This is a genomic window from Streptomyces sp. NPDC050988 (assembly GCF_044456225.1).
GTDB lineage: Bacteria > Actinomycetota > Actinomycetes > Streptomycetales > Streptomycetaceae > Streptomyces.
Genome location: NZ_JBITFQ010000003.1, coordinates 115242 through 136766, shown reverse-complemented (window position 1 = coordinate 136766; position 21525 = coordinate 115242). Strand labels below are relative to the sequence as shown.

Annotated in this window: 17 protein-coding genes; 12 read left to right on the top strand and 5 right to left on the bottom strand. The window is 72.2% G+C overall.

Annotation, left to right across the window (positions count from 1 at the left end):
- Positions 1-3: 3 nt before the first annotated feature.
- Complete coding sequence (locus tag ACIBEI_RS08800; RefSeq protein WP_189838684.1) at positions 4-438, bottom strand: DUF6643 family protein; 435 nt, start codon at positions 436-438, stop codon at positions 4-6.
- Positions 439-744: 306 nt separating this feature from the next.
- On the opposite strand from ACIBEI_RS08800, the gene ACIBEI_RS08795 reads away from it, so the two are divergent.
- Positions 745-2040: a TerD family protein gene (locus tag ACIBEI_RS08795; RefSeq protein WP_398886577.1), complete on the top strand. Its 1296-nt coding sequence runs from the start codon at positions 745-747 to the stop codon at positions 2038-2040.
- A 33-nt stretch (positions 2041-2073) separates the two neighbouring features.
- Here ACIBEI_RS08795 and ACIBEI_RS08790 read toward each other — a convergent pair whose 3' ends face one another.
- On the bottom strand, positions 2074-3261 hold the full coding sequence (locus ACIBEI_RS08790) for a glycosyltransferase (protein ID WP_398886575.1): 1188 nt from the start codon (positions 3259-3261) through the stop codon (positions 2074-2076).
- Positions 3262-3319: 58 nt separating this feature from the next.
- On the opposite strand from ACIBEI_RS08790, the gene ACIBEI_RS08785 reads away from it, so the two are divergent.
- Positions 3320-4105, top strand: coding sequence for a glutamate racemase (locus ACIBEI_RS08785; RefSeq protein WP_398886573.1), 786 nt, complete (start codon positions 3320-3322; stop codon positions 4103-4105).
- 96 nt (positions 4106-4201) lie between these two features.
- On the top strand, positions 4202-4759 hold the full coding sequence (locus tag ACIBEI_RS08780; RefSeq protein WP_398886571.1) for a hypothetical protein: 558 nt from the start codon (positions 4202-4204) through the stop codon (positions 4757-4759).
- 81 nt (positions 4760-4840) lie between these two features.
- Here ACIBEI_RS08780 and ACIBEI_RS08775 read toward each other — a convergent pair whose 3' ends face one another.
- Complete coding sequence (locus ACIBEI_RS08775) at positions 4841-5914, bottom strand: O-antigen ligase family protein (protein ID WP_398887353.1); 1074 nt, start codon at positions 5912-5914, stop codon at positions 4841-4843.
- 224 nt (positions 5915-6138) lie between these two features.
- Here ACIBEI_RS08775 and lnt point away from each other — a divergent pair, with 224 nt between their 5' ends.
- The 4 genes from lnt to ACIBEI_RS08755 all read left to right on the top strand — a co-directional run bounded on the left by lnt (position 6139) and on the right by ACIBEI_RS08755 (position 11148).
- Entirely contained in the window at positions 6139-7752 is a 1614-nt protein-coding gene (lnt, locus tag ACIBEI_RS08770) for an apolipoprotein N-acyltransferase (RefSeq protein WP_398886569.1), read from the top strand.
- 77 nt (positions 7753-7829) lie between these two features.
- Positions 7830-8303 (top strand): NUDIX hydrolase, encoded by a 474-nt coding sequence (locus tag ACIBEI_RS08765; RefSeq protein WP_398886567.1) that lies wholly within the window; start codon positions 7830-7832, stop codon positions 8301-8303.
- A gap of 60 nt (positions 8304-8363) precedes the next feature.
- Complete coding sequence (locus ACIBEI_RS08760; RefSeq protein WP_398886565.1) at positions 8364-9164, top strand: 3-hydroxybutyrate dehydrogenase; 801 nt, start codon at positions 8364-8366, stop codon at positions 9162-9164.
- 58 nt (positions 9165-9222) lie between these two features.
- Complete coding sequence (locus tag ACIBEI_RS08755; RefSeq protein ID WP_398886563.1) at positions 9223-11148, top strand: helix-turn-helix domain-containing protein; 1926 nt, start codon at positions 9223-9225, stop codon at positions 11146-11148.
- 78 nt (positions 11149-11226) lie between these two features.
- On the opposite strand, the gene ACIBEI_RS08750 is transcribed toward ACIBEI_RS08755, so the two are convergent.
- Positions 11227-12624, bottom strand: coding sequence for an MFS transporter (locus tag ACIBEI_RS08750; protein ID WP_398886561.1), 1398 nt, complete (start codon positions 12622-12624; stop codon positions 11227-11229).
- A 243-nt stretch (positions 12625-12867) separates the two neighbouring features.
- Between ACIBEI_RS08750 and ACIBEI_RS08745 the strand changes: the two genes are divergently transcribed.
- From ACIBEI_RS08745 to ACIBEI_RS08725, 5 genes are all read left to right on the top strand, one after another.
- Complete coding sequence (locus tag ACIBEI_RS08745; protein WP_398886559.1) at positions 12868-13125, top strand: hypothetical protein; 258 nt, start codon at positions 12868-12870, stop codon at positions 13123-13125.
- 182 nt (positions 13126-13307) lie between these two features.
- Positions 13308-14759, top strand: a complete 1452-nt coding sequence (locus tag ACIBEI_RS08740; RefSeq protein WP_398886557.1) for a Rieske 2Fe-2S domain-containing protein — start codon at positions 13308-13310, stop codon at positions 14757-14759.
- Positions 14746-16347 (top strand): glutamine synthetase family protein, encoded by a 1602-nt coding sequence (locus ACIBEI_RS08735; RefSeq protein ID WP_398886555.1) that lies wholly within the window; start codon positions 14746-14748, stop codon positions 16345-16347. Before ACIBEI_RS08740 ends, ACIBEI_RS08735 begins: the two co-directional genes overlap by 14 nt.
- 46 nt (positions 16348-16393) lie before the next feature.
- Complete coding sequence (locus ACIBEI_RS08730) at positions 16394-17845, top strand: aldehyde dehydrogenase family protein (protein ID WP_398886553.1); 1452 nt, start codon at positions 16394-16396, stop codon at positions 17843-17845.
- The gene (locus ACIBEI_RS08725) at positions 17842-20628 is read left to right on the top strand and encodes an FAD-dependent oxidoreductase (protein WP_398886551.1); all 2787 of its coding nucleotides are present in this window, start codon (positions 17842-17844) and stop codon (positions 20626-20628) included. Before ACIBEI_RS08730 ends, ACIBEI_RS08725 begins: the two co-directional genes overlap by 4 nt.
- Before the next feature lie 38 nt (positions 20629-20666).
- Here the strand turns inward: ACIBEI_RS08725 and ACIBEI_RS08720 are convergent, their stop codons facing one another.
- Positions 20667-21434 (bottom strand): GntR family transcriptional regulator, encoded by a 768-nt coding sequence (locus tag ACIBEI_RS08720; RefSeq protein ID WP_398886549.1) that lies wholly within the window; start codon positions 21432-21434, stop codon positions 20667-20669.
- Positions 21435-21525: the final 91 nt, after the last annotated feature.

Genomic DNA, 21525 nt, shown 5'->3' with positions numbered 1-21525 from the left:
TCCTCAGTAACCGCGGTACTGCTGGTTGTTGTAGGGCTCCTGGTACGGCGCCGGGGCGGGACGCGGGGCGGCGGGACGCATCGCCTCGTAGCCCGTACCGCCCGCCATCGGACGCTGCGGCTGGGGAGCCTGCTGGCCCGGGTAGCCGCGCGGTGCACCGGCCTGCTGAGGGATGTACGGCGCGGCCTGCTGCAGCGGAGCGGGCTGTTGAGCCTGCGGGTAGGCGTACGAAGGAGCCTGCTGGGAGGGTCCGGCAGGAAGTGCGGGCAGTGCTGACGGCAGCGCGGGCAGGTGACTGCCCGTGTCATAGGCCGCGGGGACCCGGATCGGGGCGATCTGCGGGGTTCCCCGCTCGGCCACGAGGGAGTCGTAGATCGGAGTGTCCGGGAAGGAGGCGGAGTAGTAACCGCCGCCATAGGTGGAGCGGGGGGAGGTCATGGCACATAAGTTAAGCCCACGATGTGCTGGTTGGGGAGACCGATAAGAGGGTTGTTTTCCGTGTCGGCCGTGACGTGGGATCGTCAATGCGAGCGAACTTGGTGAAAAGGGGCAGCGGCCGGGACTCAGTTCATGTAAAAGCCGAGTTCCGGGCGGGTTACTCGTGGGTTGGTCGTTGATCTCCCGCACCGGGTGATGGGCGTTCGCCGCTCGGGGGATTAGGTTGGCGCAGAACGGCTGAACGAACCGAATGAACTGAACGTGACGAGGCGCGGTCGTGCGCGGAGACACCCGATGGGGGCGGACATGTCAATGCCTAAGGGATCGAACGTTCCGGTGCCGACGACCGGACTGCGAGTCGAGCTGGGATGGCAGGCGGGCCCGGGCGTGCCCGACGCCGATGCCTCGGCCCTGTTGCTGGCTTCCGGGAAGGTCCGCTCGGACGGGGACTTCGTCTTCTACAACCAGCCGGCCCACTCTTCCGGCGCGGTGCGCCACGAGGGCAAGCGGCAGGTCGACGGCCGGTTCAACGACACGCTGATCGTCGACCTCGCGCGCGTGGAGCCCGGGATCGAGACGGTGGTGCTCGCCGCGTCCTCGGACGGCGGCACGTTCGGGCAGGTGCCCGGGCTCTACATCCGGGTCGTCGACGCACAGCAGGGGACGGAGATCGCGCGCTTCGACAGCGAGGGCGCGAGTGTCGAGACGGCCTTCGTGCTCGGGGAGTTCTACCGCCGCCAGGGCGCCTGGAAGTTCCGCGCCGTGGGACAGGGCTACAGCAGCGGGCTCGTAGGCCTGGCCACGGACTTCGGGATCTCGGTGGACGAACCGCAGCAGGCGGAACCGGCCCCCGTGGCCCCGCCCGCCCCCGTGGCCCCACCGGTCACCGCCCCGCCGGTCACGGCCGCACCGGTGACACCGCCCCCGGCCCCGCCCGCACCGCCCGCCCCTCCGACGGCCCCGGTACGCCTGACCAAGGTCACGCTCACCAAGGAGGCCCCGTCCGTCTCGCTGACCAAGCAGGGCGGCACCTCCGGTGTGATGCGCGTGAACCTCAACTGGCAGGTGCGCAAGCAGTTCTCTGGGTGGCAGGCCAAGCTGGGCCGGGCCGTCGCGATGCACGCGGACCTCGACCTCGACCTGTGCGCCCTGTACGAGCTCTCCGACGGGAGCAAGGGTGTCGTCCAGGCCCTGGGCAACGCCTTCGGAGCACTGCATCAGCCGCCGTTCATCCATCTCGACGGCGACGACCGCACCGGGGCCTCGACGAGCGGCGAGAACCTCAGCATCAACCTCGACCACACGCGGAACTTCCGTCGCGTCCTGATCTTCGTGACCATCTACGAAGGGGCGCGTTCCTTCGCGGACCTGGACGCGACGGTGACCCTGCAGCCGCTGCACGGGGCGCCCGTCGACTTCTCGCTCGGCGAGTGCACGGTCCCCTCGACGGTGTGCGCGCTCGCCCTCATCACCAACACCGGCAGCGACCTCGTCGTCCAGCGCGAGGCCCGCTTCCTCGTCCCCGATCGCGGAGTGAGCCCGCAGCGCACCGTCGACTACGCGTACGGGTGGGGCATGAACTGGACGCCCGGCAGGAAGTGACCGGCGGGAGCCGTCCGGGCCGGGCGTGACAGTTCAGGGCTGCTCGGGCGCCGCGTCGGGGTGGGTATCGGGGCGGGTGTAGGTGCGGCCCTTCCAGGCCGCACCGCGTCCCCTGTAGTGCTGCACCGCGGAATCCACCGTCATGAGGAGATAGAGGAACGCGGTGACGGGGAGCGACGGGGCGATCCAGAGCGGCTGGCGGTAGTACCGGAGCATCGGCAGATACGTCACGGTCATCAGCAGCCACGCCAGCCCGCCCGCCACCGCAGCAGTGGCGTTGCCGGCCGCGAGGCCCGCGAACAGTGCCACGGGCGGCACCAAATACACCACGGCGAGACCGGCCACCGTCCCGGCCAGCACCAGCGGGTTGTGCCGCAACTGGGCGTACGCGCTGCGCGAGACCATCCGCCACAGATCGTGCAGCCGCGGGTAGGGGCGCACGCTGTCGACATGTTCCGCGAGCCCCAGCCAGATGTGCCCTCCGGAGCCCTTCACCGCCCTCGCCACCGCGACGTCGTCGATCACCGCGTGCCGGACGGCGTCCGGAATCCGCGCCCGCTCGGCGGCCTCGGTACGCAGCAGGACACAGCCGCCCGCCGCGGCCGCGGTCCGCGACCCCTTCACGGCGATCCACCGGAACGGATACAGCTGGGCGAAGAAGTACACGAACGCGGGCACCACGAGCCGCTCCCAGACGCTCTCCACCCGCAGCCGGGCCATCTGGGACACGAGATCGAAGCCCCCGGCACGGGCCGAGGCCACCAACTCCCGCAGGCTGTCCGGCGCGTGCGCGATGTCGGCGTCCGTCAGCAGCAGATACTCGGGTGCACGCGCGCGTGCCAGACCGATGCCGTGGCGTACGGCCCAGAGCTTGCCGGTCCAGCCCGCGGGCGGCTCCCCGGGCGAGCCGACGGTGAGCGGCAGCCCGCCGTGCCGCACCGCCAGTTCACGGGCCAGCTCCCCGGTGCCGTCCGAACTGCCGTCATCCACCAGGAAGATCTCGGCCCGCCCCGGATAGTCCTGCGCGAGGAGCGAGGGCAGGCTGTCCGGCAGCACGGCCGCCTCGTCCCGCGCGGGTACGACGACACACACGGACGGCCAGTCGTCCGGCTCCCTCCGCGGCGGCAACCGCATGTCCGTACGCCAGAAGAAGCCCTGGCCAAGGAGCAGCCACAGCCAGGCGGTGAGGGATCCGACGGCGGTCCACACAAGGGCGCTCACCCGTCGCAGTCTGCCCCACCCCGGCGGCCCGTCGAGGCGGATCGTCTATGGTGACCGGGTGAAGATCGCGCTCATGGACTCCGGAATCGGACTGCTCGCGGCGGCCACCGCGGTACGCCGTCTGCGGCCCGACGCGGAGCTCGTTCTCTCCTCGGACCCCGGCAGCATGCCGTGGGGACCCCGCACGCCCGAGGACGTGACCGCCCGCGCCCTCGCCGTCGCCGAGGCGGCCGCCGCGCACCGGCCCGACGCCCTGATCGTCGCCTGCAACACCGCCTCCGTGCGCGCCCTGCCCGCGTTGCGTGACCGCCTTGAGCCGGGGGTGCCGGTCATCGGCACGGTCCCGGCGATCAAGCCGGCCGCCGCGGGCGGCGGACCCTTCGCGATCTGGGCGACGCCGGCCACCACCGGCAGCCCCTACCAGCGCGGCCTCATCCGGGAGTTCGCCGACGGAGTGACCGTCACCGAGGTGCCCTGCCCCGGCCTTGCCGACGCCGTGGAGCACGCGGACCAGGCGGGCATCGACGCCGCCATCGCCGCAGCCGCGGCACGTACCCCCGACGATGTAAGGGCCGTCGTCCTGGGCTGCACCCATTACGAACTGGTCGCCGAGCGGATCCGTACGGCCGTGCAGCGGCCCGGTGCCGCCCCGCTCGTCCTGCACGGCTCCGCGGGCGCGGTGGCCGCCCAGGCGTTGCGCCGGATCGGCGAGCACCCGGCCCCGGAGGCGCCCGCGCACGGCAGCCTGATCGTGTTGCTCGGCGGACGCGAGGGGACGCTGCCCGAGACAGCGTTGACGTACGACGAGGGCCGTCTGCTGCAGGCGATGAGCCCCGCCCGCTGAGCCTCCCGCCACGAAGCGGACACTCCGCGTCCACCCGGAGCAGTGACAGCCCGCAACCTGGTGCCCGCACCGCGGAACCTGAGTACGCTCTCTGGCATGAGGGACCACTCCCACGGCGAACCGGGCGCTGCCGACGCCCCGCACCCCGAGGTGTGGCACGGCCGCGCCTCCAATCGTGTGCAGTGGCTGCTCGCGAGCGGTGGCGCCGCCTGTCTGGCGCTCGGTATCGAGCTGGCCGTCGACTCGACCTGGACGTCCGGCGTAGCCCCCCTCGTCATGTCCGTCGTCGGCTGCATCGCCGCAGGACTCCTGGTGCTCTTCGGAACCCTCGCGTTCGTCCATGTCGCCGTGAAGGTCGACCAGGACTGCCTTGAGGTGCGCTGCGGCCACATGGGCCTCCCGCGCCGCCGCATCCCGCTGTCGCACATCACCGGCGCCGAGTTCGCTCCGCGGGTGACGCCCCGGCAGTGGGGCGGCTGGGGCTACCGCTGGCGGCCCGATCAGGGAACCGCCGTGGTCGTCCGGCGTGGCGAGGGCCTGGTGCTCCGGCTCGGCGACGGTCATACGTTCACGATCACGGTGGACAACGCGGAAGCGGCCGTACGGGACATCCGCCGCCGGCTGAAGGCGGCCGCCTCGGGCACGACCCGCTGACCGAGGAACAGATCCCGTCCGGCCGACTGCGGAAAGCGGTTCTCGGCGTCCCGCAGCCCTCGGTTCGGCGTCCAGCGGGTCTCAAGGGGACAGTGGGTCCCTTCGGGCACGTCCACCGGGCTCCATCGCGTTCCGCGGCGCCTCTTCGATCATGGGACGTGCCGTGGCGAGGCCCGCGAGCAGGCCCGCGCCCGCCGTCACCGAGGTGAAACTCAGCGCGTTGCCGACCGCGGCGATCGCGGCCAGGGCCGTCAGGGCCGCACCCGCCGTGAGCACGACCGGCGTCGGGCGTGGCGACCGCCACAGGGCGTACAGGACCCAGCAGAACACCGCGGCAAGCAGTGCCACGCCGACCACGCCCTGTTCGGCCGCCTGCTGGAACGGCGCCGAGTGGGGTTTGCCGTCGGGCAGCAGCGACTGTGTGACGGTCGGGCTCAGTTCGGAGAACCGGCCGGGCCCCACGCCCAGCCCCGGCTCACGGCCTGCCATGTCGAGCGCGTCCTGCCACAGCAGTACGCGGTGCTGGGTGAGCTGCCCTTCGAGAGACGTGGTGAGACCGTCCGGCAGCACGTTCTCGGCGACCGCCCAGGTCGCCCCGGTCACCAGGACTGCGGCCACGGCGAGACCGCCGAGCCCCAGCCCACGGTGGTGCATACGGTCGGCGGCCAGGGAGCACAGCAGCACCGCCAGACAGGCCGCGAAGCCCGACGTCGACCCCAGGACGGCCGCGGTCGCCGCGATACCGGCGGCCAGCAGACGGAACACGAGCTGCAGTCCCGGCGGGCGGGCCGCCCAGGCCGCGCAGCACGCGGACCCCGCGGAGATGGCCAGCAGCGCGGCGGTGGCGCCGGTCTGCCCCAGAGGCGAGATCACCTGCGGCCCCTGGGTGGTGTGCGGGGAGGCCACCGCCAGACCGAGTCCGGCGAGCGCGCCCGCGCAGGGCGCGGCGACCGGCAGCAGTTCTCCGCAGATCCGTCCCGAGGCATAACCGGCGGCGACGGCGAGCACCGCGAGGAGCACGCCTTCGGGGCGCCCGCCATGCGCGGCGGCCGTGATCAGGGACCAGGCCGCGCATGCCCCCAGCACGACCACGCCCGTCGCGTCCGACGCGCTGCGTCTCTCGTGCGCCGACGCCGGACCGGCCGCCGACGCCATTCCTGTGGACCCCACCCCGTCGCCCCCGGCCTGTGAAGGGCCCCGACCGCCCGGCCGGCCTGCCACGGCCCGTACGTCAGAGGCTCCGGCACACCGTAACGGGTGATGCGCCGGTTTGTGGACGAGTTGCGCAGAAACGATGCAGCAGGTGGGAGGGGGAGTGTCCGGGCAGGTGATCAGGGCCGCGCTGTCGGCGCCGTGACCACCCGCCGTACACTCCGGGGGTGACCGTCACAGCAACCTCCGTAGACGAGCCGGAACAGCTCGAACCGCAGGCCCGGCCCGTTTCGCGTGTGGTCCGGCTGATGCGGCGGCTCGCTCCGGCCGCCACCGCGGCACTCTCCGGAGTGCTGCTCTACGTCAGCTTCCCGCCACGCACGCTGTGGTGGCTGGCCCTGCCGGCCTTCGCGGTCTTCGGCTGGTTGCTGCGCGGCCGCACCTGGAAGGCGGGCCTCGGCCTCGGCTACCTCTTCGGCCTCGGTTTTCTGCTGCCCCTGCTCGTGTGGACCGGCGTGGAGGTCGGGCCCGGGCCGTGGATCGCGCTGGTCGTTATCGAGGCGGTGTACGTGGCGCTCGTCGGCGCCGGTATCGCGGCCGTGTCGAAGCTGCCCGGCTGGCCCCTGTGGGCCGCCGCCCTGTGGATCGCCGGCGAGGCGGCACGCGCGCGTGCCCCGTTCGGCGGCTTCCCCTGGGGAAAGATCGCCTTCGGCCAGGCGGACGGCGTCTTCCTGCCGCTCGCCGCGCTGGGCGGCACCCCGGTGCTCGGCTTCGCGGTCGTCCTGTGCGGCTTCGGCCTGTACGAGATCGTCCGCCTGGCCGTCGAGACGCGGCGCACCGGTGCCGTACGGCGCGGGGCCGCCGCGGTGGCGCTGCTCAGCTTCCTCCTCCCCGTGCTCGGAGCCTTCGCCGCGAAGCCCCTGGTCAGCGACAAGGCCGAGAACGGCACGGCGACCGTCGCCGTCATCCAGGGCAACGTGCCGCGCGCGGGCCTCGACTTCAACTCCCAGCGGCGCGCCGTCCTCGACTACCACGCCCGGGAGACCGAACGCCTCGCCGCGCAGATCAAGGCGGGCAAGGTCGCCCAGCCCGACTTCGTGCTGTGGCCGGAGAACTCCTCCGACATCGACCCGTTCCGCAATCCCGACGCCTACGCCGTGATCGACAAGGCGGCCAAGGCGATCGGCGCGCCCATCTCGGTCGGCGGCGTCGTCGAGAAGAACGGCAAGCTCTACAACGAGCAGATCCTCTGGGACCCGCAGAAGGGGCCCGGTGCCACCTACGACAAGCGGCAGGTCCAGCCGTTCGGCGAGTACCTCCCCCTGCGGTCGCTCATCGGAGCCATCAACGACAACTGGACCTCCATGGTCCGCCAGGACTTCAGCCGAGGCACCGAGCCGGGCGTGTTCACCATGGCGGGCACCCAGGTCGGCCTCGCGACCTGCTACGAGGCCGCCTTCGACTGGGCCGTGCGCGACACCGTCACGCACGGCGCACAGATGATCTCCGTGCCGAGCAACAACGCCACGTTCGACCGCAGCGAGATGACCTACCAGCAGCTCGCGATGTCCCGGATCCGCGCCGTCGAGCACAGCCGCACCGTCACCGTCCCGGTGACCAGTGGCGTCAGCGCCGTGATCATGCCGGACGGGAAGATCACCCAGCGGACCGGCATGTTCGTGGCGGACTCCCTCGTCCAGAAGGTGCCGCTGCGCTCCTCCGAGACGCCCGCCACGCGGGTCGGAATCGCGCCGGAGATGCTCTTGGTGCTGATCGCGGCGGGCGGCCTCGGCTGGGCCGTGACGGCCGGGGTGCGCGCACGACGCGCCGGTGACGCGTAGCCGTACGCCCGTAGTGCGCTCCTGCTACACGTCCGGAACGCGCCGAACCGGCGAAACCGGGCGGCTAGGGTCGGCCCATGGCTACTCCTGACTTCATTCGTACGATCCGGGCCACCGCCGGCCAACAACTGCTCTGGCTCCCCGGAGTCACCGCCGTCGTCTTCGACGACGACGGCAGAGTGCTGCTGGGGCGTCGTGCCGACACCGGCAAGTGGGCTGTCATCGCCGGAATGTCGGACCCGGGGGAGCAGCCCGCGGTCTGCGCCGTGCGGGAGGTGTACGAGGAGACGGGCGTCCGGTGCGTCGCCGAGCGCGTCGTGCTCGTACAGGCCCTGACGCCGACCACGTACCCGAACGGCGACATCTGCCAGTTCATGGACATCACCATCCGGTGCCGGGCCGTCGGCGGGGAGGCCCGTGTCAACGACGACGAATCGCTGGAGGTGGGCTGGTTCGACGTGGACGCGCTGCCGGAGCTGACCGAGCACGGGCTGTTCCGGATCAAGCAGGCGCTGTCCGACGAGCCCACGTGGTTCGAACCCATGCCCTGAGCGCGAAGTGTGGGTTGCGGCCACATCGGTCGGGGCGTGGCCGCTGCCTAGGGTCGGGGCATGACCGCGCCCAGCGCCCTCGCAGGCCCTCACGCCCCGTCCCTCGACCTCGGCGGCCGTACCGCCCTCGTCACCGGCGCCGCGGGCGGCATCGGCCGCGCCTGCGCACTGCGGCTCGCCGCGGCCGGGGCCAAGGTACGGGCGGTCGACCGGGACGCCGGGGGACTGGACACCCTCACCGAACAGGCCCGCAGCCTCGCGGGCACGGTCGAACCGCACGTCCTCGACCTCACCGACCTGGACGCCGCGGAGTCCGCCGCGGCCGGCACCGACATCCTCGTCAACAACGCCGGGCTCCAACTGGTGCGCCCCATCGAGGAGTTCCCGCCCGACACCTTCCACACCGTGCTGACCGTGATGCTGGAGGCCCCGTTCCGGCTGATCCGCGGGGCACTCCCGCACATGTACGGGCAGGGCTGGGGCCGCATCGTCAATGTGTCGTCCGTCCATGGTCTCCGCGCCTCCCCCTTCAAGTCGGCGTATGTGGCGGCGAAACACGGTCTGGAGGGACTCTCCAAGACCGCGGCCCTGGAGGGCGCCCCCCACGGAGTCACCTCGAACTGTGTGAACCCCGCCTATGTGCGCACCCCACTGGTCGAGAAGCAGCTCGCCGACCAGGCCGCCGCCCACGGAATCCCGGAGGAGCGCGTGCTCGGCGAGATCCTGCTGCAGGACAGCGCGGTCAAGCGCCTCATCGAACCGGACGAGGTCGCCGAGGCCGTGGCGTACCTCTGCGGACCGGCCGCGTCCTTCATCACCGGGACCTCACTGGTCCTCGACGGCGGCTGGACCGCGCACTGAGCACGAGTTGTCCACAGGGCTGGTCAGGCTGTCGGTGCGACGGGTAATCCTGGTGGACATGTCTCGCGATCAATTGCAGTCCGCCGAGCGCTCCGAGGCGAGCGCCGAGACGCCGTTCCTGGAGCTGCTGGCCCGGGGCGCGTCCGCCGACGCGTACGAGCAGCCGGTGCTGCTCGCCCGCGCGGACGGGCTGCCGCCCGACCGGATCTCCGCCCTGGAGCGCGCCAAGCTCCTCGCCCTGCGCGTGCGCTCGGAGATGGAGGGGCGCCGCAGACGCGAGGCCGAGCTGTCCGCCCTCTTCGAGACGGCCCACGACCTGGCGGGGCTGCGCGACCTCGACGCCGTGCTCCAGGCGATCGTGCAGCGCGCCCGCTCCCTGCTGGGCACGGACATCGCGTACCTGAGCCTGAACGACCCGGCCGAGGGCGACACGTACATGCGGGTCACCGAAGGGTCGGTCGCGGCGCGCTTCCAGCAGCTGCGGCTCGGCATGGGGGAGGGCCTCGGCGGGCTCGTCGCCCAGACGGCCCGCCCCTATGTCACCGACGACTACTTCCGGGACGACCGCTTCCAGCACACCTCGACCATCGACGCGGGCGTGCGGGACGAGGGCCTGGTGGCGATCCTCGGCGTGCCGCTGATGCTCGGGCCGCACGTCATCGGTGTCCTGTTCGCGGCCGACCGCCGGGCGCGGGTCTTCGAGAGGGAACAGATCGCGCTGCTCGGCTCGTTCGCCGCTCTCGCCGCCGCCGCAATCGACACGGCGAACCTGCTCACGGAGACCCGGGAGGCACTGGCGGACCTGGAGCGGGCCAACGAGATCATCCGTGACCGCAGCGGGGTGATCGAGCGGGCCTCCGACGTCCACGACCGGCTGGCCGAGCTGGTGCTGCGGGGCGGCGGGGTCCACGACGTGTCCGCCGCGGTCTCCGAGATCCTCGACGGCAGTGTGCAGTTCGCCGACGCGGGCACCGCACCCGGTGACGCCCTGGAGGTGTCACGGGCCGAGGGGCACGCGGTCCGGCACGGGCACGACTGGGTGGCGGCCGTGACCGCCGGCGGCGAGCTGCTCGGCGCGCTGGTGCTGCGCGGCCATCCGGGGCTCGACCCCGTCGACCAGCGCACTCTGGAGCGGGCGGCCATGGTCACCTCGCTCCTGCTGCTCGCCCGGCGCTCGGCCTCCGAGGCCGAACAGCGCGTCCGCGGTGAGCTGCTGGACGATCTGCTCGACGCGCGGGACCGCGATCCCCGGCTGCTGCGCGAGCGCGCCGCCAGGCTGGACGCCGACCTGGACGCCACCCACGTGGTCCTGGCCTCCCGCCTGGACGCCACGGCCGCCGACGCGGACCACGAGGCCGCGGCCCGCCGCAGACTGTGGTCCGCCGCCTCCCACCTCGCCGCCACCCGGCACGGACTGGCCGCCGCACGCGACGGTGGCACCGTCCTGCTGCTGCCCCTGCGCCCCGGTGACACCGCGACGGAGCTGGCCCGCCGCACGGCCAAGGAGCTGGGCACCGCCGTGCACGAAGCGGTCACCGTCGGCGCCTCGGCACCGGTCCAGGACCTCGCTGCCCGCCCCGACACGGTGGCCGAGGCCTACACCGAAGGTCAGCGATGCCTCGAAGCGCTGCGGCTGCTCGGCCGCACCGGCGACGGCGCCGCCGCGGAGGACTTCGGCTTCCTGGGGCTGCTGCTCGCCGGGAGCAGGGACATCTCCGGCTTCGTCGAGCGCACCATCGGCCAGGTCGTCACGTACGACGAGAAGCGCGGCACCGATCTCCTGCACACCCTCGACGCGTACTTCGCCTGCGGCATGAGCCCCGCGCGTACCAAGGACGAGCTGCACGTCCACGTCAACACGGTCGCGCAGCGCCTGGAGCGGGTGGGCCGCCTGCTCGGATCCGACTGGCAGAGCCCCGCCCGTACGCTGGAGATCCAACTCGCCCTGCGGCTGCACCGGTTGACGTTCACCGGCCAGCACTGACCCCCGTACGAGCGGGTGACCCCCGTACGCGCGGGCGCACGGGGGTCGGTCCGGGGCCACCGACTCAGACCGGACGAGTCAGACCGCACGGGCGTCAGCGGTGCGGGCGGACGCCTTCGCGGCCTCCGTGCCGGGGCCGGCCTCGCCCGCCACGTCCGCGAGGTCGCGGTGCCGGGTCTCCTTCGCCACACCCACCGCGATCAGCGTCAGTACGACCGCCCCGATCACGTACAGGGAGATCGGCGTGGAGCTGTCGTAGTCCGCGAGGAGCGCCGTCGCGATGAGCGGTGCGGGCGCGCCCGCGGCGACCGACGCGAACTGGGCGCCGATCGAAGCGCCGGAGTAGCGCATGCGCGTCGCGAACATCTCCGAGAAGAAGGCGGCCTGCGGTGCGTACATCGCCCCGTGCAGGACCAGGCCCACGGTCACGGCGAGGATCAGGTTCCCGAAGGTCCCGGTGTCGATGAGCGAGAAGAACGGGAACATCCACAGACCGATACCGGCCGCGCCGAGCAGGTACACCGGCCGACGGCCCACGCGGTCGGACAGCGCGCCCCACAGCGGGATGACCGCGAAGTGGACGGCGGAGGCTATGAGCACCGCGTTCAGCGCGGTCTGCTTGGACAGACCGGCCGAGGTGGTGGCGTACACGAGGATGAAGGCGGTGATCACGTAGTAGCTGATGTTCTCCGCCATGCGTGCGCCCATGGCGATCAGGACGTCCCGCCAGTGGTGGCGCAGCACGGAGACCAGCGGCAGCTTCTCGGCGGCACCATCCTGGGTCGCCTTGCGCGCCTCGGCCTGTGCGAGGGCCGCCTTGAAGACAGGTGATTCGTCGACAGACAGACGAATCCACAAACCGACGATCACCAGCACGCCCGACAGTAGGAAGGGGATGCGCCAGCCCCATGAAGTGAAGGCGGCGTCCGACAGCACGGCCGTCAGCAGCGACAGGACGCCCGTCGCCAGCAGCTGCCCGGCGGGGGCCCCGGTCTGCGGCCACGAGGCCCAGAACCCGCGCCGCCGCGCGTCCCCGTGCTCCGACACGAGCAGCACCGCGCCGCCCCACTCCCCACCGAGCGCGAAGCCCTGCACCAGGCGCAGCACGGTCAGCAGCACCGGCGCCGCCGTACCGACGGTCGCGTGGGTGGGCAGCAGCCCGATCGCGAAGGTCGCCCCGCCCATCAGCAGCAGGCTCAGGACCAGCAGCTTCTTACGCCCGAGCCGGTCGCCGTAGTGCCCGAACACGAGCGCCCCGAGCGGCCGCGCGGCGAATCCCACCGCGTACGTCAGGAACGACAGCAGCGTGCCGACGAGCGGGTCGGAGCCCGGGAAGAACAGCTTGTTGAAGACGAGCGCGGCGGCGGATCCGTACAGGAAGAAGTCGTACCACTCGATGGTGGTGCCGATGAGGCTCGCGGCGACGATGCGCTTGAGGCTGGCGGGAGATGGGGGAGCGGTTGCTGCGGAGGCCATGTGCACCACTTCCGGACAGTTGCGGGGACGTGTACGTGTCGGCACAACCTAGAAAGGCGCATGTCCACGGCACATGTGGTGGGACACCATAGTTCTGGGTGGGGAGATGCGTGCGACCACCATGAGGACGCCGCAGCCGCACCGTGCCGGCTCCTGACGATCCGTCCCGTTGCCGACGAGAGCCGTTACTGGTGGGAAACGGGAGTCGGTTGGGCGCGAAACATGTATCGCTCAGGTTTGTCCGTGTCTGCGAGGGCGTCGTCCTGCACGTGTGACGGCGGGGACGGTTCCATCGGCCTCACGTCGGCCGAACTCGCGCTGTGGCAGGTGTCGTTCCGCGTCGCGTGCTGGAGCGTGGCCCGGGCGGGTGTGGCACTCGTCCGGCAGGCGTGGCCACCCCGGACCGCCGCACATCCTCCGGGCAGGAGCGCGTTCCTGCTGGGAGAGGTGGGCGGCGGGCTCATGGTCACCGCCATGGCCGTCATGCTCGGCCTGCCCTGACGGCCATGGCGGCGCGGGGGAGTGCGCCCGCATGAAGTCCCCTTCACCGGCGTGGAGTTGGGGGAGGAGGGCCGCGGTTGGGGGAGGTCGCACCGCGGCCCTGGGGAATTCGGCCCTGTTGCTCTGGATCTCGATGTGCAAGGATTGGATCCACAAATTGGATCCAAGTAATACTGAATCGGATGCATGAGGTAGCGATGCTGAGACGCGAGGACAACGAGCGCGTTACGCGCACCGGCCCGGGCACCCCCCTCGGGCAGCTCATGCGTGCCTACTGGCAGCCCGTCGCCCTCGTCTCGGAAATGTCCGGCGAACGACCGGTCAAGGCGATCCGGATCATGAGCGAGGACCTGGTCCTCTTCCGGCGGGACGACGGCCCCGCATCCGACGCCCCCGCGTCCGACGGCCCAGCATCGGACCTCCCTGTACCGGACGGTGACGAGACGGGACGCCCTCAGAACTCAGCCGGGGCCGGCCCCGGACCGTGGGGTCTGGTCGGCCGGTACTGCGCCCACCGGGGCGTCGACCTCTCCTATGGACGCCGGGAGAACGGCGGACTGCGATGCCTCTACCACGGGTGGCTGTACGGCCCGGACGGCCGCTGTCTGGAGCAGCCCGCGGAACCCGAGCACAGCAGCTTCGCCGCCAAGGTGCGTATACCGAGCTACCCCTGCGTGGAGCGCAACGGCATCGTCTTCGCCTACCTCGGCACCGGAGACCCGCCGCCCTTCCCGGCGTACGACTGCTTCCGTGCTCCCGAGGAGTACACCTTCGCCTTCAAGGGCTGGTGGGAGTGCAACTGGCTGCAGGGCGTGGAGGGCGGGATCGACCCGAGCCATGTCTCCTTCCTGCACCGCTTCGTCGGCGAGGACCGGCGCGAGGTGTACGGGCAGCAGTTCAGCGAGGAGGTGGAGGGCACCGGGAAGAAGCTCTCCGAACTGGTCGGCGACAACTTCCGGCCGGACATCGAGGTGGAGCTCGCCGAGCACGGCCTGCGGGTCTTCGCGTCGCGCGAACTCACCGAGGACGTCAGGCACGTACGGATCACCAACCTGGTGTTCCCCAATGCCTTTGTGGTGCCCTTCGGCAACGGCAAGGTCTTCTGCCAGTGGCACGTCCCGATCGATGACGAGAACCACTACTGGTTCATGATCCTCTACGACTTCGAGGAGGTCACCGACAAGGAGACACTGCTGGCGCAGCGCCTCGCGGAGGTCTCGCTCCCCGACTACCGGCCGCTGCGCAACCGCTCGAACGACTGGGGCTTCGATCCCAAGGAGCAGCGGGAACTCACGTACACCGGCATGGGGTTGGACATCAACGTCCATGACCAGTGGGCGGTGGAGAGCATGGGCCCCGTCCAGGACCGGACCGTCGAGCGGCTCGGTGTCTCCGACCGTGCCGTGACCGCCAACCGCAGGCTGCTGCTGAAGGCGATCGCCTCCTTCGAGAGCGGCAATCCTGTTCCTGGGCTGCCGCTCGACGACGAGGCGGCCGAGGAGCTGACCGGGCCCCTGGCCATCGACACCATCACGCCCACGGATGGCTGGGAAGAGGCCTGGCGGCAACGGGAGTCGGAGCGGCGCGCGCGGTCGCCGTGGGCCGGACGGGAGGTGCACAGTGCGCAGCGCTGACGAGCGGCCGCGGGCGCACGGCGGCGACGGACCCGGCGCCCGCCCGCTGGCCTCCGCCGGAACCGGCGGCTTCGTCGAGCGGCACGGACTGTGGGACGAGCGGCAGCACGTGGCCGCCGGACAGGTCCGCCGGGTGATCGACGAACTCGGCCTGGACAAGGTGCGGTTCTCCTTCGCCGACCAGCACGGCGTGCTGCGAGGCAAGACCCTGACCAGGGAGGCGGTGCCCGGCGCACTGCGCTCGGGAGTCACCGCGCCGTCCTCCCTGCTGCTGAAGGACACCTCCGGCCGGACCGTCTTCCCCGTCTTCTCGGGCGGCGGCTTGGCCGACGGTCGCTTCGCCGGGGTCGGCGACATCGTGCTGGTACCGGACATGACGACGTTCCGGGTACTGCCGTGGGCCGAGCGGACCGGCTGGATCCTGTGCGACCTCTACCACCCCGACGGCACCCCCGCGGCGTTCTGCTCGCGTGGTCTGCTGCGCGGCAGGCTGGCCGCGCTGGCGAACGCGGGGTATGACCTCACGGTGGGTGTGGAGCTGGAGTTCCACGTATACCGTCCCGCCTCGGAAGGGTCCGTACCGGTGGCGCCGGGACGGCCGGGCGCACCCGGCCCGGCACCGGAGGTGGCACAGCTGAGCAGCGGCTCGCAGTTGCTGCACGAGGAGGGATTGGACCGGCTCGACGACCTGGTGGATCTGCTGTACCGCGGGCTCACCGGACTCGATCTGCCGTTGCGTTCCCTGGAGTTGGAGTTCGGGCCCAGCCAGCTGGAGCTGACCCTGGACGCGCGGGACGCGGCGCAGGCCGCGGACGACGCGCTGCTGGCTCGTGCGGCGGTGCGGCAGATCTGCCGCAGGAACGGCTACCACGCGACGTTCATGTCCCGTCCCGCCATGGCCGAGACCGCGTCGAGCGGCTGGCACCTGCACCAGTCACTGCGCCACCGGGCGACCGGTGAGGCCGCCTTCGACCCGGTGCCCGACCCGGTGCCCGACCCGGCGCTCGATCCGGCGCTCGATCCGGCGCGCGGCTCGGAGCCCGGCTCGGTATCCGGCTCCGCGCCGGGGGAGCCGCTGTCCCCGGTCGGCCGGCACTACCTCGCCGGGCTGCTGGAACACGCGCCCGCCGCCACGGTCTTCACCACGCCCACCGTCAACGGCTACAAGCGGTACCTGCCGATGTCCCTGGCCCCCGACCGCGTGGTGTGGGGCATCGACAACAAGGGCGCCATGGTGCGGGTCGTCGGTACCCGGGGTGAGGGAGGCGCCCGGCTGGAGAACCGATCCGGCGAGCCGGCGGCGAACCCGTATCTCTACATCGCCTCGCAGGTGGTCAGCGGGATGGACGGGATGGCTCGGCGGCTCGACCCCGGCCCGCCGACCACCGACCCGTACGACGCCGGAGCCCGCGGTCTGCCCGGCTCGCTCGGCCAGGCGCTGAACGCGCTCGACGTGGACCCGGTCTTCGCCAAGGCGCTCGGGCAGGACGTCGTCTCCTGGTTCACCACGATCAAACGCGCGGAGTTCGCGCGCTATCTGGCGCATGTCTCGGACTGGGAGCAACGCGAGTACTTCGACCTCGTCTGACCGCACCCCGGCCCCCACGGCCGGCCCACACCTCACGGAAGACGCCATGACCACGTTCAAGGCCCAACCCGCGCCGCTGGAACCCTTCCTCGTCGACGGCCGGTGGATCGCCCCCGGCGACCGCCGGACGTTCCCCGTCGTCGATCCCGCCTCGGAAACCGTCCTGAGCCGGGTCGCACAGGCCACGCCCCAGGATGTCGACGACGCCGTCGCCGCGGCCGCCCGGGCGCACGAGGACGGCCGTTGGCGCGGTCTGCCGGTCGCTGAGCGGAGCCGGGTGCTGAACCGGATCGCCGAGCTGATCGAGGAGCACGCCGAGGAACTGGCGGTGCTGGAGACCCGCGACAACGGCAAACCCGTCGAACGCTCGCGGGCCGACACCGCGATGAGCGCCAGGACCTTCCGTCACTTCGCGGGCGCCCCCGCCCGGCTGACCGGCACGGTCGTACCCCTGGACCCGGGACACCACGTGTACACGGCGCCCGAGCCCGTCGGGGTGGCCGCGCTGATCCTGCCGTGGAACTTCCCCATCATGACCGGCTGCTTCAAGCTGGCCCCCGCACTCGCCGCGGGTTGCACCGTCGTGGTCAAGCCCGCCGAACAGACCCCGCTGACCATGCTCCGCGTCGCCGCCCTGTGCGAAGAGGCGGGCCTGCCGGCAGGAGTGCTCAACGTACTCACCGGCGACGGCGAGGTGGGTGCCGCGCTCACCGCGCACCCGGGTGTGGCCAAGGTGTCCTTCACCGGCTCCACCGAGGTCGGCAGGCTGGTGATGGGCGCCGCCGCCCCCACCGTCAAGCGCCTCACCCTGGAACTCGGCGGCAAGAGCCCCAACATCGTCTTCGCCGACGCCGACCTGGACGCCGCCGTCGTCACCGCCATGCGGGCCTCCTTCGGCCACTCCGGGCAGATGTGCACGGCCGGCAGCAGGCTGCTGGTCCAGCGCTCCGTCCTGGCGGAGATGGAGGAGCGCCTGGCCGCCGCGGTGCGCAAGGTCCCCGTCGGCAACGGCCTGGACGGCGGGATCACCGTCGGCCCCCTGGTCTCGGAGGAACAGCGCACCCAGGTCCTGTCGTACGTCGAGGCCGGTGTCGCCGAGGGCGCGAAACTGGTCACCGGCGGCCAAGTGCCGGACCGGCCGGGCTACTTCGTCGAACCGGCGCTGTTCACGGACGTCACCAACACCATGCGGATCGCCCGCGAGGAGATCTTCGGCCCCGTGCTGGGAGTGATCCCCTTCGAGGACGACGACGAAGCCGTCGCCATCGGCAACGACACCGCCTACGGGCTCGCCGCCGGAGTCTGGACCAGGGACCTCTCCCGCGCCCACCGCATGGCCGCGCGGCTGCGCGCCGGAACGGTGTGGATCAACACCTACAACATCTTCGACCCGGCGCTGCCCTTCGGCGGACTCGGCGACTCGGGCCTGGGCCGGGACCTGGGCGACGACGCCCTGTACTCCTACTGCGAGCGCAAGGCGGTGGTCGTCGCCCTATGAGTACCGATACTGCGGTTCCGGGCCCGCCGCCGACGCCTCGAAGTCCGACGCTCGACGTCGCGGCACTGCGCGCCGACACGCCCGGCATGCGCCACGCCCGCCACATGAACGCCGCCGGGGCGGCGCTGCCCAGCGCGGCGACGCTGGCCGCCGTCACCGACCACCTGCACCTGGAGTCGCTGCTCGGCGGTTACGAGGCGGCCGAGGCGCTGGCCGACCGCACGGAGCGGGTGTATCAGTCGGCCGCCCGGCTGATCGGTGCCGCGCCGCAGGACATCGCCCTGGTGGACAGCGCCTCCACCGCCTGGCAGCGGGCGCTGGGAGCCCTGCGGCTCAAGGCGGGCGACCGGGTCCTGGCATCCTCCTCGACCTACGTCAGCTCGGCCCTGCACCTGCTGGAGATGCAGGACTCGCACGGCATCGTGCTGGAGGTACTGCCGACCGACGCGAGCGGGCAGGTCGACCTCGGCGCACTGGAGACGGCCCTGCGCGAGCCGGCGGCGCTCGTGACCCTCGCTCATGTCCCCACGTCCTCCGGGCTGGTGGAGCCGGTGGCCGCCGTGGGCGCGCTGGCCGCCCGCGCGGGGGTCCCGCTGCTGCTGGACGCGACGCAGTCGCTCGGCCAACTCCCGGTCGACGTCGAGGAGATGCGCTGCGCCATCGTCGTCGCCACCGGCCGCAAGTTCCTGCGCGGGCCGCGCGGCACGGGCCTGCTGTACGTCGACCCGGGGCTGCGGGCCAGAACCAGGCCCGCAGCCCCGGACGTACGCGGTGCCGAATGGTCGTCGGCCTACCGCTACGAGGTGGTCCCGGGGGCCCGGCGCTACGAGACATGGGAGTCCTCCCACGCCCTGCGACTGGGCCTGGGCACGGCCCTGGACGAGGCACTCGACCTCGGTGTCGCGCTGATCCGCGACCATGTGACGGAGCTGGCCGAACGGCTGCGGGCCGGACTCTCGGGCGTACCGGGGATCCGTCGGACCGATCCGACGGCGGCGGCCTCGGGAATCGTGACCTTCCTGCGCGAGGACGAGGACCCGCGCCAGACCGTACGGGACCTGCGCGCGACGGGATTCAGACTGACGACCGTGCCCGCCTCGCACGGCCAGTGGGACCTGGGCCGGCGCGGTCTGGAACGGGTCGCCCGGGCCTCGCTGCACGTCTACAACAGTGCGGACGACGTGGACGCGCTCGTCGCCGCGCTGACCGCACGCGAACGGCGCCGCCGGGGAGCGCGGGTCGCGAACGTCGAGACCGTGTCGCGTACGGCTTCCGGGTTGCCGTCGGGGGTGACTCCGGGATCCCCGACGTCAACGTCCACTGCTCCCGAGCCCGCGTCCCCGACGCCAAGGTCCGCCGGTCCCGAGCCCGGATCCCCGACGCCGACGCCGACGCCGACGTTGACCGTTCCCGAGCCCGGATCCCCGGCACCAACGTCCAGCGGCCCCGAACCCGAGTCCGCGACGGGTACAGCCACTGTTCCCGAGCCCGCGTCCCCGACGCCAAGGTCCGCCGGTCCCGAGCCCGCGTCCCCGACGCCAAGGTCCACCGGCCCCGAGCCCGATCCCGGATCCGCGACGAGTACAACCACCGTTCCCGAGCCCGCTTCCGTCGGCCCGCGGCCCGCCCCCTCCTCCCGGCCGACCGGATCCGCCGGCGACCAGGCCGACGTGATCGTCGTCGGGGCCGGCATCCACGGCTCGTCCGCCGCCTGGCAGTTGGCGGCTCGCGGAGCGAGCGTGATCCACCTCGACCGGTTCCCCTCGGGCCACACCGAGGGCTCCTCGCACGGCAGAACGCGGATGATCCGGCGGGCCTATCCCGCCGAGCTCTGGGACGGCCTCGTCGACACCGCCTACAACGCCTGGCAGGAACTCGAACTCGCCTCCGGGCAGCGGCTGGTGACGACCACCGGAGGCCTGTACGCCAGGGCGACCGGAGCCCCCGCCACACTGCGCGGCCCCGGCTGCGAGAACGTGGACCACGCCCGGGCCGCGGAACTCTTTCCCGGGCTGCGCCTGTGCGAGGGCTTCTCCGCGGTCCACGATCCGGCCGCCGGCGTCATCGACGCCCAGGCCTCGCTCACCGCGCTCGCGGCGCTCGGCCGCGCGCACGGCGTGGACCGGCGGGACGGCTGTGCGGTGCTCCGCTGGCGCCGCGACGGCGAGGGCGTACGCGTCGACACGGCCCAAGGCGTCCTGCACGCGGGCCGGTTGGTCGTGTGCGCGGGCCCCTGGACCGGCGAACTGCTGCCCGCCTTCGCCCGGCCGCTGAGCGTGGTGCGGATCGTGAACCTGCACCTCGGCTCCTCTCGGCGGCACCTGCTGGAGCCCCCGCTGCTGGGCGCGTTCTCCGTCGACGTACCGGATGTCGGCCTGCTGTACGGCATCCCGGCCTTCGGCGGAGCCGGCGTCAAGATCGGCCTGGACCACGGGCCGCCGGAGGACCCGTCGGTGCCCGCCGGGCCGGTCACCGAGGCCGAGCGGGACCGGCTCCTCGGTCTGGCCTCGCGGTTCCTTCCGGCGGCCGACGGGCCGGTGGAGGAGGCGATCACCTGCCGCTACACGATGGCGCCGAAGAACCGGTTCGCCGTCGGCCGACTCCCGGGCGAGGACCGGGTGTTGATGGCCGCGGCCTGTTCGGGCCACGGCTTCAAGTTCGGGCCCGCGCTGGGCGCCGCGCTCGCGGACCTGGCGGAGGGCAAGGAGAGACCGGACCTGGACTTCCTGTCTCCGGCCGCGCTGGGCATCACCGGCCGGCCCGGACCGGGAGCCGGAGCATGACCCCCGGCACCCGCGCCTGCACCCGCACCGACAGCCGGTCAGCCGCGGAAGACGGTGGCCGACCGCTGTTCGTACCAGCGGGCCAACTGCTCGCCCGCACTGATCACATGGGCCTTCATCTCACTGCGTGCCCACTCCGCGTCCTCCGCGGCGAGAGCCTCGACGATCCGCTCGTGTTCGCGGATGTTGTCCTCGCGATGGCGGGGGTTGTCCTGGAGGACGAGGGCGGAGACGTTGCGCGGGAACGCCTCGTTGACGTCCTTGATGGCGCGGGCGAGCCGCCTGTTGCCGGCGACGGTGTGGATCAGGGTGTGGAAGCAGTCGTTGGCGGAGGTGGAGGGAGAGGCGTTCGGGGAGGTGGCGGGCGAGGAACCCGCGCCGGGCGCCGGACCGCCGCCGGCGTCGCGTACCCCGCTGCTGACCGCGCGTACCGTCTCGTTGGCCTCGCGCAGTTCCCGCAGTACGTCGGGGGTGACCGCGTGGACCGCCCGGACGCAGGCGAGCCCTTCGAGCTCGGCGCGGATCTCATAGGCCTCGCGGACCTCCCAGGGGGCGGGGACGCGGACCACGGCGCCGCGGTTGGGCAGTACCTCGATGAGGCCGCCCGCCTGGAGCTGCCGCAGCGCCTCCCGGACGGGGGTGCGGCTCACGCCGAGCAGCTCCGCGAGCTCGACCTGGCGCAGCTGTGCCCCGATGGGGATCTCGCCGGAGAGGATCCGCGCGCGGATCGCGGCCGCCGTGTCGTCGACGAGCGCCTTGCCCTTTCCTGCGGGCGAGTCCGCGTCGGGGAGCGGGGCGGTGTCCATGAGGTCTCCGTCTGGTCGGCAAAGGCGAAGGCAAGGGCAGAGGCAAAAGCAGAGGCGATGGCCGGCGGTGGCCGGGGCGGGGGAGGGCCGG

Excerpts from the sequence above, each read along its gene's own strand:
- ACIBEI_RS08800 (WP_189838684.1), bottom strand. The coding sequence starts at position 438 with ATGACCTCCCCCCGCTCCACCTATGGCGGCGGTTACTACTCCGCCTCC.
- ACIBEI_RS08795 (WP_398886577.1), top strand. The coding sequence starts at position 745 with ATGTCAATGCCTAAGGGATCGAACGTTCCGGTGCCGACGACCGGACTG.
- ACIBEI_RS08780 (WP_398886571.1), top strand. The coding sequence starts at position 4,202 with ATGAGGGACCACTCCCACGGCGAACCGGGCGCTGCCGACGCCCCGCAC.
- ACIBEI_RS08775 (WP_398887353.1), bottom strand. The coding sequence starts at position 5,914 with ATGGCGTCGGCGGCCGGTCCGGCGTCGGCGCACGAGAGACGCAGCGCG.
- ACIBEI_RS08765 (WP_398886567.1), top strand. The coding sequence starts at position 7,830 with ATGGCTACTCCTGACTTCATTCGTACGATCCGGGCCACCGCCGGCCAA.
- ACIBEI_RS08760 (WP_398886565.1), top strand. The coding sequence starts at position 8,364 with ATGACCGCGCCCAGCGCCCTCGCAGGCCCTCACGCCCCGTCCCTCGAC.
- ACIBEI_RS08755 (WP_398886563.1), top strand. The coding sequence starts at position 9,223 with ATGTCTCGCGATCAATTGCAGTCCGCCGAGCGCTCCGAGGCGAGCGCC.
- ACIBEI_RS08750 (WP_398886561.1), bottom strand. The coding sequence starts at position 12,624 with ATGGCCTCCGCAGCAACCGCTCCCCCATCTCCCGCCAGCCTCAAGCGC.
- ACIBEI_RS08740 (WP_398886557.1), top strand. The coding sequence starts at position 13,308 with ATGCATGAGGTAGCGATGCTGAGACGCGAGGACAACGAGCGCGTTACG.
- ACIBEI_RS08730 (WP_398886553.1), top strand. The coding sequence starts at position 16,394 with ATGACCACGTTCAAGGCCCAACCCGCGCCGCTGGAACCCTTCCTCGTC.
- ACIBEI_RS08725 (WP_398886551.1), top strand. The coding sequence starts at position 17,842 with ATGAGTACCGATACTGCGGTTCCGGGCCCGCCGCCGACGCCTCGAAGT.
- ACIBEI_RS08720 (WP_398886549.1), bottom strand. The coding sequence starts at position 21,434 with ATGGACACCGCCCCGCTCCCCGACGCGGACTCGCCCGCAGGAAAGGGC.